General features: G+C 70.5%; 12 protein-coding genes. 1 reads left to right on the plus strand and 11 read right to left on the minus strand.

The window, feature by feature from the left end; genetic code table 11:
- Positions 1–20: 20 nt before the first annotated feature.
- The 6 genes from AB0L64_RS32825 to AB0L64_RS32850 form a co-directional block, all read right to left on the minus strand.
- Positions 21–1,562: a gamma-glutamyltransferase gene (locus AB0L64_RS32825; RefSeq protein WP_363716511.1), complete on the minus strand. Its 1,542-nt coding sequence runs from the start codon at positions 1,560–1,562 to the stop codon at positions 21–23.
- Positions 1,563–1,567: 5 nt separating this feature from the next.
- Entirely contained in the window at positions 1,568–4,141 is a 2,574-nt protein-coding gene (pheT, locus tag AB0L64_RS32830; RefSeq protein ID WP_363716513.1) for a phenylalanine--tRNA ligase subunit beta, read from the minus strand.
- Positions 4,141–5,250, minus strand: a complete 1,110-nt coding sequence (gene pheS, locus AB0L64_RS32835; protein ID WP_363716515.1) for a phenylalanine--tRNA ligase subunit alpha — start codon at positions 5,248–5,250, stop codon at positions 4,141–4,143. Before pheS ends, pheT begins: the two co-directional genes overlap by 1 nt.
- Before the next feature lie 111 nt (positions 5,251–5,361).
- Positions 5,362–6,252 carry a hypothetical protein gene (locus AB0L64_RS32840; RefSeq protein WP_363716517.1) on the minus strand — a complete coding sequence of 297 codons (891 nt, stop codon included), beginning with the start codon at positions 6,250–6,252 and terminating at the stop codon, positions 5,362–5,364.
- Between the two features lie 118 nt (positions 6,253–6,370).
- Positions 6,371–6,706, minus strand: a complete 336-nt coding sequence (locus tag AB0L64_RS32845) for a hypothetical protein (protein ID WP_363716519.1) — start codon at positions 6,704–6,706, stop codon at positions 6,371–6,373.
- Between the two features lie 71 nt (positions 6,707–6,777).
- Positions 6,778–8,292, minus strand: a complete 1,515-nt coding sequence (locus AB0L64_RS32850; RefSeq protein WP_363716521.1) for an MFS transporter — start codon at positions 8,290–8,292, stop codon at positions 6,778–6,780.
- A 56-nt stretch (positions 8,293–8,348) separates the two neighbouring features.
- Here AB0L64_RS32850 and AB0L64_RS32855 point away from each other — a divergent pair, with 56 nt between their 5' ends.
- A complete protein-coding gene (locus AB0L64_RS32855; protein ID WP_363716523.1) occupies positions 8,349–9,053 on the plus strand; it encodes a TetR/AcrR family transcriptional regulator in 705 nt (234 codons plus the stop codon).
- On the opposite strand, the gene AB0L64_RS32860 is transcribed toward AB0L64_RS32855, so the two are convergent.
- The 5 genes from AB0L64_RS32860 to infC all read right to left on the minus strand — a co-directional run bounded on the left by AB0L64_RS32860 (position 9,043) and on the right by infC (position 12,184).
- A complete protein-coding gene (locus tag AB0L64_RS32860; RefSeq protein ID WP_363716525.1) occupies positions 9,043–9,939 on the minus strand; it encodes a CehA/McbA family metallohydrolase in 897 nt (298 codons plus the stop codon). The two genes, AB0L64_RS32855 and AB0L64_RS32860, sit on opposite strands and share 11 nt — an antisense overlap.
- Complete coding sequence (locus tag AB0L64_RS32865) at positions 9,936–10,739, minus strand: RNA methyltransferase (protein ID WP_363716526.1); 804 nt, start codon at positions 10,737–10,739, stop codon at positions 9,936–9,938. The genes AB0L64_RS32860 and AB0L64_RS32865 overlap by 4 nt, the downstream gene beginning before the upstream one ends.
- A gap of 20 nt (positions 10,740–10,759) precedes the next feature.
- Complete coding sequence (rplT, locus tag AB0L64_RS32870) at positions 10,760–11,149, minus strand: 50S ribosomal protein L20 (protein ID WP_131296281.1); 390 nt, start codon at positions 11,147–11,149, stop codon at positions 10,760–10,762.
- A gap of 80 nt (positions 11,150–11,229) precedes the next feature.
- Complete coding sequence (rpmI, locus tag AB0L64_RS32875; protein ID WP_184842517.1) at positions 11,230–11,424, minus strand: 50S ribosomal protein L35; 195 nt, start codon at positions 11,422–11,424, stop codon at positions 11,230–11,232.
- A gap of 82 nt (positions 11,425–11,506) precedes the next feature.
- Positions 11,507–12,184 (minus strand): translation initiation factor IF-3, encoded by a 678-nt coding sequence (gene infC, locus AB0L64_RS32880; RefSeq protein WP_355475946.1) that lies wholly within the window; start codon positions 12,182–12,184, stop codon positions 11,507–11,509.
- Positions 12,185–12,292: the final 108 nt, after the last annotated feature.

Raw genomic sequence — 12,292 nt, forward strand, 5'->3', positions numbered from 1 at the left:
CTGTGGGCTGACCTTACCGGTCAGGGTGAGATCGCCACGGCTCCGGTACGGCGCGGGTCGCCGACCGCGAGCAGACCGTCGGCCGGATCCCAGAACGCGGCCGCGACGCCGCCGAAGTACATCGAGTGCGGCGGCATCGGCCGGGACCGCAGCGCCGTCGTCCCGGACACCGGCAGGTCGTCCTCGTAGTCGACGACCACGTCCTCGCGGACGCGGACGTGCAGCCGCGGATGCTCGACGGCCTCCCGCAGCGGCAGGCCGCCATGGGTGTGCAGCGCGTAGACCTGCGCGAGCGCGGTCGGGATCCGGTCCGAGCCGGGCGAGCTGATCGCCAGCACGGCGCCGTCGCGGTCGCGGCGGGCGACGCTCGGGGCCATGTTCGAGGTGAGGCGGGTGCCCGGAGCCAGGCTGTGCGGTCCGCCGTGCAGGAGCTCCTGCTCGCCGAGGGCGTTGTTCAGCCAGATGCCGGTGCCGGGCGTGAGGACACCGGAGCCGTAGCCGGACGAGACCGTGATCGCACACGCGTCGCCCTGGTCGTCGACCACCGACACGGTCGCCGTGCTCGGCGAGGTCAGCGCACGGAGGTCGCCGGCAGCTGCGAGGTCGAGCAGCTTCTGGCCCTCCAGCTTGCGGACGTCCTCCCTGTCGAGCTCGGCCAGCCGGCGCCCGAGGACCGCGTGCTGGACGTCGACCAGCCGCTCCAGCTCGGAGTGACTCCAACTGCCGTCGGCCGGTACGCCGTCGAGCAACGCGAGCATCGCCGCCGCGGCGACTCCCCCGACCGCGGGCGGCGGGTTGGTCGCGAGGCGCCAGCCGTTCTGCTCGACGACGAGCGCCGGGCGGACGACGGCCTCGTACGCGGCCAGGTCCTCGGCGGTCAGGATGCCGTCGTTGGCGGCCATGTCCCGGATCAGCATCCGGGCCAGCTCACCGGTGTACATCGTCTCGGCGCCGTCGCGGGCGATCAGCTCGAGCGCCTCGGCGAGCTCCGGGATCACGACCGTGCTGCCGGCCTTGATCACCTCGCCCTCACCGTCGTGCACGACACCGTGGCTCGGCTGGTGCCAGCCGAAGATGATCTCGTGGGTGAAGCCCAGGTAGTAGCCCGACGTGCGGCTGAGCGGGAAACCGTTCCGGGCGATGTCGATCGCGGGCTGGACGACCTCGTGCCACGGCGCCTTCCCAGAGCGGCGATGCGCCAGGTCGAGCGCTTTCATCCCGCCGGGCGTGGCGACGGAGCCGTGGCCGACGGTGGTCGTCGTACCGCCGCCGTAGTCGGTGGTGATGTCCCAGACGCTGCGGCCGAAACGGTCGGCCGACAGGCCGCGGCCGGGCATCTCCACCCAGCCGTCGATGGTGACCGGGTCGCCGCCGGCGACCTGCAGCGTGACGAACCCGCCCGAGGCCGGCGACACGATGCCGACCTCGTTCACCATCGTGACGAGCGTGGCGGCGATCGCGGCGTCCACCGCGTTGCCGCCTTCCGCGGCCACCCGCACACCGGCGTCGGCGGCCGCCGCATTCGCCGCCGCGACCGCCACCCGCGGGTGACCACCCCTCATGACCGTCAGCCGACCCGCTGAACGGCGCCGAACCGGTCGACCGTGACCTGGACCGCGGCCTGCCGGGCGTCGGCGACCTCGTTCTCCTTGAGCGTCCGGTCCGGCGCCCGGAACCGCAGCGCGAACGCCAGCGACTTCTTGCCCGCCCCGATCTGCTCACCGGTGTACACGTCGAACAGCCGCACCGACTCCAGCAGCTCGCCCGCACCCTCGGCCAGCGCCACCTGCACGTCCGCCGCCGCGACCTCGGCCGGGACGATCAGCGCGACGTCCTCCTTGGCCACCGGGTACGACGAGAACGGGTGCGCGGTGATCGACTCCGGACCGGCCGCGATCAGCGCCTCGAGGTCCAGCTCGGCCGCACTCGACCGGGCCGGCAGGCCGAACGCCTGGCAGACCTTCGGGTGCAGCTCGCCCGCGTGCCCGACGACCTTCCCGTCGACCGACAACTCCGCACACCGGCCCGGGTGCCACGGCGCGAGCTCGGCGTTCTTCACGACCGGCTCGACACCGACCGCGGCCGCGATCAGCCGCGCGATCTGTACGGCGTCGGCCCAGCCGGCCGGGCGGCCCTTGCCCCACCAACCGGTCGGGGTCAGCGCACCGGTCAGCACCACGCCGACGTGCAGCGGCTGGTCCGGGAGCGCGTCGTACAGCGACTGGACCTCGGCATCGCTCGGCCGGTGCTCGACCGACGGAAGCGGCGCGGGCTTCGTCTCCGGCTTCGGGTGGAAGACCAGGCCGGTCTGGAAGATCGCCAGGTCGCTCGCGCCGCGGCCGACGTTGCGCTCGGCGGTCCGGAGCAGTGTCGCGAGCAGCGTGGTCTGCATCGACGGCTCTTCGTCGGACAGCGGGTTGACCAGCTTGACCGTCGTACGGCGGGAGTCGTCGGCCGGGATGCCCATCGCGTCGAAGTCGGCCGCACCCGTGAACGGGTACGAGACGACCTCGGTCAGGCCCGCACCGACGAGCGCGGTCGCGACCTTCCGCCGGCGCTTCTGGGACACGGTCAGCCCCTGCCCACCCGGCGCGGGCGGCAGGATCGACGGCACGTTGTCGTAGCCGAACAGCCGGATGACTTCCTCGGCGAAGTCGTTGGGGTCCCGAAGGTCAGGCCGCCACGAAGGCGGCGTCACCGTCAGCAGGTCGTCCCCCTCGATCCGGGTGGAGGCGACGGTGGTGGTGCCGGCCTCGGCCAGCGCGGGAGCGTGCGCACCGGCAGCCAACGCAGCGGCGACCGCGTCCGCCGCGGCAACCTCGATCGTGCAGCCCACGGACTCCAGATGCCGGACCGTTTCCTCGAGGGTGATCGGGGCGCCTGCCACGCGGGCCGCGTGGTCCGCGCGGAGCGTGACCGGCGACGGCTGCGGGTGGGTGTCGACGACGGTCTCCTCGGCGAGGATCGTGCCGCCGGCGTACTCGGCCAGCAGGTCGGCGACGCGCTGCGCGGCGTACCGCGGCAGGTTCGGGTCGACCTCGCGCTCGAACCGGCGCGACGCCTCCGACGACAGCTTGTGCCGCCGCGACGCCCGCGCGATCACGATCGGGTCGAAGTGCGCGGCCTCGATCACCACGTCCGTGGTGGCCTCGGAGATCTCGGTCGACGCGCCGCCCATCACCCCGGCGATGCCGATCGGGCCGGAGTCGTCGGTGATCAGCAGGTCCTCGGCGTCCAGCTCGCGCGTCTGGTCGTCCAGCGTCATCAGCTTCTCGCCGGCGTTCGCCCGGCGGACGACGATCTCGCCGGACAGCCGCGCCTTGTCGTAGCCGTGGATCGGCTGGCCCAGCTCGAGCATCACGTAGTTCGTGACGTCGACGCCGATCGAGATCGGCCGCATCCCGGCGGCGAGCAGCCGCTTCTGCATCCACCGCGGCGACAGCGACTTGGCGTCGATCCCGGTCACCGTCCGCGTGACGAACACGCTGCACGCCTCGGCGTCGTCCACCCGCACCGGATACCCGCCCTCGCCGGACCCGTTCAGCGGCAGGCCGGCCGGGTCCTTCAGCGGCACGCCGTACGCCGTGGCGGCCTCGCGCGCGACGCCCCGGATCGACAGGCAGTACCCGCGGTCGGGTGTCACCGCGATGTCGAGCACGTCGTCGCGCAGCGCCAGCAGCTCGATCGCGTCGTCGCCCGGGGTGGCCTCGCCCGGCTCCAGCACGACGATGCCGTGCGTGCCGTCGTCGCCGAGACCGAGCTCGGCGCTGGAGCAGATCATGCCGTTGGACACGTGGCCGTACGTCTTGCGCGCCGCGATCGCGAACCCGCCGGGCAGCACCGCACCCGGCAGCACGACCACCACGAGGTCGCCGACCTCGAAGTTGTGCGCACCGCAGACGACCCACTGCGGCTCGTCCTTGCCGATGTCGAGCGAGCACCAGCGGATGGTCTTGCCGTTCTTCTGCGGCTCGTTCTCGTACGTCAGCACCTTGCCGACCACGAGCGGACCGGTCAGGTCGGACTCCTCGACCGTCTCCACCTCGAGACCGGCCCGGATCAGCTGCTCCGCGACCTGGCGGCCGGTGACGTCACCCGGCAGGTCGACGTACTCACGAAGCCATGACAGTGGGACCCGCATCAGATCTCCATCCCGAACTGGCGGCTGAACCGCACGTCACCCTCGACCATGTCCCGCATGTCCTCGACGCCGTTGCGGAACATCAGCGTCCGCTCCAGGCCCATGCCGAAGGCGAAACCGGAGTACCGATCGGTGTCGATGCCGCAGGCCTGCAGGACCCGCGGGTTCACCACGCCGCAGCCGCCCCACTCGATCCAGCCCTCGCTGCCGCAGGTCCGGCACGGGCGGTCCGGGTTGCCGACGGACGCGCCGCGGCAGACGAAGCACTTCAGGTCCACCTCGGCCGACGGCTCGGTGAACGGGAAGAAGTTCGGCCGCAGGCGGGCCTCCAGGCCCTCGCCGAACATCGAGACGACGAAGTGGTCGAGCGTGCCCTTGAGGTGCGCGAGCGTGATCCCTTCGTCCACCACCAGGCCCTCGACCTGGTAGAAGACCGGCGTGTGCGTCGCGTCCAGCTCGTCGGTGCGGAACACCCGGCCCGGGCAGATCACGTAGATCGGCGGCTTGCGGGTCAGCATCGACCGCGCCTGCACCGGCGACGTGTGCGTCCGCAGCACCTTGCCGGAGCCGGCCGGCTCGACGAAGAAGGTGTCCTGCATCTGTCGCGCCGGGTGGTCGGGCTGGAAGTTCAGCGCGTCGAAGTTCAGCCACTCGGCCTCGACCTCGGGACCCTCGGCGACGTCCCAGCCGAGCGCGGTGAACACGTCCGCGACCTGCTCGGAGATCAGCGACAGCGGGTGCCGCGCGCCGAGCTCCGGGGTGTGCCAGGGCAGCGTCACGTCGACGCGCTCGGTGTCCAGCATCCGCTCCTCGTGCTCGGCCTCGAGCACCGCGAGCCGGGACGCGAACCCCTCGTTGATCGCCTTCCGGGCGGCGCCGATCCGCTGCCCGGCCTCCTTGCGGGCCTGCGGCGGCAGCGCGCCGATCTCCCGGTTGGCCAGCACGATCGGCGACTTGTCGCCGAGATGGGTGGACTTGGCCTCCTGCAGGGCGGCCAGATCGGCCGCCCCGGTGAACGCCGCCAGCGCCTCGTCGCGGGTCCGCTCCACCTCTTCGGCGTGCAGCGGCGTCACTTCGACCGGGTCGTAATCAGTGTTGGGACCGGACATGGCTCGCTCTCGGGTTGGTACGTCTGCGGATTGCAGTCTAGAAACCCCAGCCCCAAGACCGTGAATCGGCCGTCCACAACCACCCCACCCACCTCCGCCCTGGGGAGGTTTTCACCCCCACATCGGCACGCGATCCTCCCCAACCTGGCTAGGTGGTGAGCGGGCATGCAGGTGAGCGGCCGCGTTGTCCCGGGTCATGTCCCGCCAGCGACCGACCGGATCCGCATGACCCGCATGACCCGCCTGACCGTCCAGTTCGACGAGCACGCCGTACGGCGCATACTCGGAGTCCCGGTAGACGACGGCGCCCCCGTCGACGGCGCGCACCTGTCGTCGCGCCCGCGGCAACCCATGTGCGCGCTCGACGCGTCGAAGGTACGCCTGCTCGAGGAACGATTGCACGCCTTCGGCTGCCTCGCCCAAGATCCGCCGGAGAATCCTGCGGCCGGGCAGTTCCGGCAGCGACTCCAGTTCCGCCAGCAACCGGGCCGCCGTCGTCAGGCGCTGGCGGCAGGCATCGAACAGTACAGCGGCCCGCCGCGACACATCCTGTTCCACGGCAGCCGCGACCAACAGCGCGACCTCCAACCGCACGGTCGGCGGTTCGCGGGATGTCTGCACGAGCGCGGACAAGTGCCGGTGGCGCGTGACCACGACCCCGGATTTCGGGTCGACCCGGCGCGAATGCAGTACCGCGACGTGAATCCTGTCGTCCCGCCAACTCCCGGCAACGCCGTGCATACGGAGCGCGGTCACCCCCGTCAGCACCGCCTCCGGCCCACACGACAGCCAAGCCGCCCACAGCCTGGTCTTCCAGGGCAGCGGTCCGGTGAAGTCGACGTACACGCCTGTGTGCACCCGCTGCAACTGCCGGGCTCGGCGCCGTCCGAGCAACACCTTGTCGCTGATTCCGTGCTCGATCGCCTGTGCCCGCGTGAACGCACCCGCCTGCCGCAGACGCACCTCCGCGAACGCCCCGTACCTCTCACTCCGCTGCTCCACGCCCAAGAACATGCACGCGTCCCACCACCCCGGCCGTCGCCACTTCTCGCCTGTGGACAGCCGCCTTGGGGAGGATGTCTTCCCGATTCGGGGCGAAAATCCTCCCCAAGACGGGGCGTCAGCCGAGGCGGTGGTGGGCTCGGGTTACGCCGATGAGGATGGCGAGGCCGGCGATGAAGGCGCCGACGCCGATCGGGAGGTAGAAGTACGGGTCGTCTGCTGCGCCGGGCGGTGTCATCCACGAGCCGTTCCGGGGCTCCGACAGGAGCAGGAAGACCGCCCCGGCCAGGTCGTACGCGAACGCCAGGACGATCGTCGCGACCGCGAGCGTGCGTGCCCACTTCAATACCCGCCGGTTTCCGCGTGACCGCCCGGCCAGCATGGTCCCGAGCGCGATCGGCGGTAGCAGGAACACCAACATCAGCACCAGGTTCGCCGCGCCCTGCTCAGTCACGGCCCGCCGACCAGAACCGGAGTCGGGTCGGCGGGTCGATCAGCCACCGTCGCGTCATACCGCAAATGCTGTCAGTGCACCGGGTCGTCCACCGGCTGTACGGCGTCCTGCACCTTCTTCTCGCCCTTCGGCAGGATGGCCAGCGCCACGACCGCGCCGGCGACCGCGCCGATCGCGCCGACCGTCATCGCGATCGACATGGCGTCGACGAAGGCGTGCTTGGCGGCGGCGAGGAAGTCCGGGCCGAGCGCGAGCGTGTCCGCGATGGACTTGCGCGCCGCCTCCGGGACCGAGTCCGGCAGGGCCGACGAGTACGCTGCGGCGAGCACACTGCCCAGCACGGCGACCGACAGCGCGGCACCTGTCTGCTGGACGGTGTCGTTCATCGCCGAGCCGACCCCGCGGTGGTCCGGCGGAACGGCCTGCATCAAGAGCGTGTACGCCGCCGGGCCGGCCAGGCCGCCTCCGACGCCCATCACCAGCAGGCCGACGATCAGCAGCCCGTATCCGGTCGAGTCGGACACCTGGGTGAGGATCGCGAAGCTGCCCGCGATGATCAGCAGACCCAGCGAGATCAGCGTCCGGTCCGCGATCTTCTTCCCGAGCGTCGCGCCCAGCCCGTTGAACAGCGCGGCCGACACGGCGTACGGGATCAGCGCGAGCCCCGCCTTCAGCGGCGAGTACCCGAGTGCGAACTGCAGGTACTGCGTCAGCGCCAGCAGCAACCCGCCCGCGGTGAACGACAGCAGCACGATCGACAGACTCGTCCCACTGAACCGCCGGTCCTTGAACAGCGCCAGCGGCACCATCGGGTGCGCGCTCCGCTTCTCCCACAGGGCGAACGCCGCCAGTGCGACGACGCCGACGGTCAGCGCACCGAGCACCCGGGCGGATCCCCAGCCGTGCAGCGGGATCGACACGATCGCCCACACGATCGACGCCATCCCGACGATCGTCAGCACCGCGCCCGCCGGGTCGACGGCGCGCGCCGGGCCCTTCGACTCCGGGATCAGCGCCAGCGTGCCGATGATCGCCAGGATCGCGATCGGCACGTTCAGCCAGAAGATCGAACCCCACCAGAAGTGGTTCAGCAGGACGCCGCCGACCGTCGGGCCGGCCACCACGCCCACCATCGCGACCATCGACCAGCCCGCCATCGCCTTGCGCTGCTCGTCCGGCGGGAACACCGTGAACAGCAGCGACAGCGTGCTCGGCATCAGCAGCGAGCCGCCGACGCCCATCAGGCCGCGGCAGGCGATCAGTTGCCACGGGTTCTCGGCCAGGGTCGCCAGCAGCGACGCCACGCCGAAGATCACCAGCCCGAGCAGCAGCATCTTCCGCCGGCCGAAGCGGTCCGACAGGCTTCCGGCGGTCAGCAGCAGCCCGGCGAAGGCCAGGATGTAGGCGTCGATCACCCACTGGATGTCCGCGGGCGTCGCGCCCAGGTCGCGCATCAGCGACGGGATCGCCAGGTTCAGGACGGTGTTGTCGACGACCAGCACCATCAGGCTCAAGCACAGGATCAACAGGATCCACCAGCGACGAGGGTGCCCCTCGGTGGTGGACTCGAACGGTGTACTAGTCACTCGCACACTGTACGACTTACTCGAACGGTGTGCGAGTCTTTTGTAGGATGGGTGTCATGAAGGAGTGGATCTGGACCCGGGAGCGCAAAGCCTCCCCCGCCCGGGAGACGCTCAGCCGGGAGCAGATCGTGGCCGCCGCGATGACGATCCTCGACACCGACGGCGTCGCCGGGCTGAGCATGCGCAAGCTGGCCGCGAAGCTCGACGCCGGCGCGACCAGCCTGTACTGGCACGTGCCGACCAAGGACGACCTGGTCGACCTGCTGATCGACGAGGTCTGGGGCGAGATCGACGTACCCGAGCCGGAGCTCGCCGGATGGCGGGCCGGCGCGCTGCTGTTCGGGCACAGCCTGCGATCCGCCGTCCTGCGGCACCCGTGGCTGCCCGAGGTGATGTACACCCGCCCGAGCATCGGCCCGAACGCGATGTCCCTCGGCGCCCGCGGCCTGGTGCTGTTCGGCGCCGCCGGGTTCACCGAGCACGAGATCGACCTGGCGATGAGCAGCGTCATGTCGTACGTCCTCGGCACCGTCAGCGCCGAGGTCGCGACCCGCGAGATGGTCCGCAAGTCCGGCCGCTCCGAGGACAACTGGGTCAGCGAGATCGTCGAACAGGCCGAGGCCGTCGCCGGCGACTACCCCGAGATGCAGGCCTCCGTCCGCCGCCGCACCGCCGTAGGCCTCGACGCCGGCCTCACCCAGAACTTCGTCTTCGGCCTCGACGCCCTCCTGGACGGCCTCGAGGCGCGCGTCAAACGCTGACCGGGTAGATCGGGTTCGTCCAGGCTCGACGGCCGGACGCGTCCTCGACCGTGACGCGGCAGTTGGTCGCGCGGAAAAGCTTCAGGGGGAACGTGGCCTCGGTGAGGTCGGTGCCCTCGGCCCACTCGGCGCCAGGGTGGCCTCCGCTCAGGAGGATCTTGGCCGCGGGTGAGCACTGCACCGTGATCGTGTCGCCTTCGATGCGTACGTCGTACAGCTCGGGGCCGGTGCTCGAGTAGAAGTGGCCGGCTTTGAGGGCGGTCAGGAGAGCGTCCGGCTCGAGGGATTCGGCGCGGACCTGGACCCAGGCCTGGCACGGTGGCGGGTCCTGGGGCTGCAGGTGGGCGTCGTCCGCGGCGTACGTCGTGAGCCGGTGGCCGCGGTTCAGCAGGACGTCGGCGAGGTGCCAGCTGTCGCCACGGTTCTCGCGGTCGGAGAGCGCGTTGTAGATCTCGATGGAGTGCGCCGCGTCGAGGCTCTCGGCGTCGGCCGCGGTCAAGAGGGAGGCTGACGGGTGGGCCAGGCCGACGAATGCGCCGGCGGCACGGGCTCGGCGGGCCAGCTCAGGACCGGTTTCGGAGGCGGACGGCGGCGCGAAGTCCAGCGGGAGGCCGGCTGCGACGATGTGCCATTGCTGGCCTGCTTCGGTGCGCGGGGCGTGGAGTTCGGCGCCGATGATCGTGGTGAAGCCGGCTGTGCGGAGGTCTCGGGTGTCGCTGATCGGGAAGCCGTACTCGGCGCGGAAGTGGTCGGTGATCGACACGAAGTCGTAGCCGGCGCTGCGGTACACGTCGACGGTGTCGGCCGGGGTCAGCGCTCCGTCGGAACGGTTCGAGTGGGTGTGCAGGTTGCCACGCCAGAACCGTCCCGGCAGGGCGAAGATCATCGGCGTTGCTCCCGGGCGGACGCGTAGAGACAGATGGCGGCCGCGGTGGCCAGGTTCAGCGACTCGGCGCGGCCGTAGATCGGCACCTTGACCGAGTGGTCGACGAGTGCGTTGATGCCGTCTGGCAGACCGTGCGCCTCGTTGCCGAACAGCCACACGGTGGGTTTCGCCAGGGTGCCGTCGTCGATGCAGGTGTCCAGATCGGTCGCGCCGTACCCGTCGGCGGCGAGCACCTGCAGGCCCTGTTCACGCCAGGTGCGGACAGCCTCGACGAGGTCGACGTCCGTGCTGATCGGCACATGAAAGATGCTGCCGACGCTGGCCCGGACCGCCTTCGGGTTGTGCGGGTCGACGGACTCGGTCGTCAGTACGACGGCATCGGCGCCGGCAGCGTCCGCCGTACGAATCAACGTGCCGACATTGCCGGGGTCGCGGACCTGGACGCCGGCGGCGACGAGTTGCAGGGAGCCGGCCGGCAGCGGGACGGTCACCAGCGAGCAGACGGCGACGACGCCCTGCGAGGTGACGGTCTCGCTCAACGCCTCGACGGCGGCACGATCGACCTCGAACCACGGGACCCCGGCGGTCACGGCGAGGTCGTGGAGATCGCGGTGCCGGGTGGCGACGGCGGGCTCGGCGTAGACCTCGACGACGAGCTCGCGGTGTTCCAGCGCTTCCCGGACAGCCTGCGGGCCCTCGACCAGGAAGCGTCCGGACTTGCGCCGGAACGAACGAGTGGCGAGCCGCCGAGCCTGCTTGATCCGCGCGGATTGCGCGGTCAACAGACCGGGACTCGCCACTTCGCAGCTACGGGTGGTGCTCAGGCCGCGTCGGTCTTCGGCGCGTTCACGTCCGCCGGCAGGGCGGCCTTGGCCACCTGCACGAGCGCGGAGAACGCGGCCGGGTCGTTGACGGCCAGGTCGGCGAGGATCTTGCGGTCCACCTCGACCTCGGCCAGGCGCAGGCCCTGGATGAAGCGGTTGTAGGTCAGGTCCTCGGCGCGGACCGCGGCGTTGATGCGCTGGATCCACAGCTTCCGGAAGTCGCCCTTGCGCGCCTTGCGGTCACGGTAGGCGTAGACGAGCGAGTGGGTGACCTGCTCCTTGGCCTTGCGGTACAGCCGCGAGCGCTGACCGCGGTAGCCGCTGGCCTGCTCGAGTACGACCCGGCGCTTCTTGTGGGCGTTGACTGCCCGCTTCACGCGTGCCATGAGGTGTTACTCCTTGTATTTCTGCGCCGGAGCCGGACGGAGTCCACTCGGCGGGGGATGTTCGGGGGGTGTGGGGGTGCTCAGATGCCGAGAAGCTTCTTGGCCTTCTTCACGTACGCCGGGGCGACCTCGACGGTGCCGGACAGGCGGCGCTTGCGCTTCGAGGTCTTCGCCTCGGCGAGGTGGCGGACACCGGTCTGCTCACGACGGATCTTGCCCGACCCGGTGACCCGGACCCGCTTCTTCATCCCCGAGTGGGTCTTCATCTTCGGCATGGCTGTTCAGCTCCTGGTTGTTTCTTCGTTGACTCGAACTTCGGTGCGACGGCTCCGGCCCGTCACGAGCCGGAGCGTGACGTCACTCCGGGTCGAGGTTGTCGGCCGGACCCTTCGGCTTCTTGGTGACACCGGCGGCGCGCTGGGCCTCGTGGGCCTGAGCCTGCTCGGCGCGCTCCTGGCGCTCCGCCTGCTCCTCGGCCTCGCGCTCGGCCTTCCGCTGCGCCTTCTCGGCTTCCACGTCCACGCGCGCCTCGGACTTCTTCTTGTGCGGTCCGAGCACCATGATCATGTTCCGGCCGTCCTGACGCGGCGAGGACTCGACGAAGCCGAGCTCGCTGACGTCCTCGGCGAGCCGCTGCAGCAGCCGGAAACCGAGCTCCGGCCGGGACTGCTCACGTCCGCGGAACATGATGGTGATCTTGACCTTGTCCCCGGCCTTCAGGAACCGCACCACGTGACCCTTCTTGGTCTCGTAGTCGTGCGGGTCGATCTTCGGCCGCAGCTTCATCTCTTTGATGATGGTGTTGGTCTGGTTCCGGCGGGACTCGCGCGCCTTCTGCGCGGTCTCGTACTTGTACTTGCCGAAATCCATCAACTTGCAGACCGGAGGCCGTGCGGTCGCCGCGACCTCGACCAGGTCGAGGTCGGCCTCCTGGGCCAGCCGCAGTGCGTCCTCGATCCGGACGATGCCTACCTGCTCACCGTTCGGTCCGACCAGCCGCACCTCGGGAACGCGGATGCGCTCGTTGACGCGCAAATCAGTGGTGATGGGTCCTCCTGGGTTGAACTCGTACTGGATGCCACCTCGTGATCACCGCGAGCCCCCTGGAAAACACGAAGGCCCTCGTGCGATCACACGAAGGCC

The sequence above is a fragment of the Kribbella sp. NPDC051936 genome (assembly GCF_040680955.1).
GTDB lineage: Bacteria > Actinomycetota > Actinomycetes > Propionibacteriales > Kribbellaceae > Kribbella.

Coding starts and splice junctions, on each gene's coding strand:
- rpmI (WP_184842517.1), bottom strand. CDS start 11,424: ATGCCGAAGATGAAGACCCACTCGGGGATGAAGAAGCGGGTCCGGGTC.
- AB0L64_RS32855 (WP_363716523.1), top strand. CDS start 8,349: ATGAAGGAGTGGATCTGGACCCGGGAGCGCAAAGCCTCCCCCGCCCGG.
- AB0L64_RS32825 (WP_363716511.1), bottom strand. CDS start 1,562: ATGAGGGGTGGTCACCCGCGGGTGGCGGTCGCGGCGGCGAATGCGGCG.
- pheS (WP_363716515.1), bottom strand. CDS start 5,250: ATGTCCGGTCCCAACACTGATTACGACCCGGTCGAAGTGACGCCGCTG.
- AB0L64_RS32860 (WP_363716525.1), bottom strand. CDS start 9,939: ATGATCTTCGCCCTGCCGGGACGGTTCTGGCGTGGCAACCTGCACACC.
- pheT (WP_363716513.1), bottom strand. CDS start 4,141: ATGCGGGTCCCACTGTCATGGCTTCGTGAGTACGTCGACCTGCCGGGT.
- rplT (WP_131296281.1), bottom strand. CDS start 11,149: ATGGCACGCGTGAAGCGGGCAGTCAACGCCCACAAGAAGCGCCGGGTC.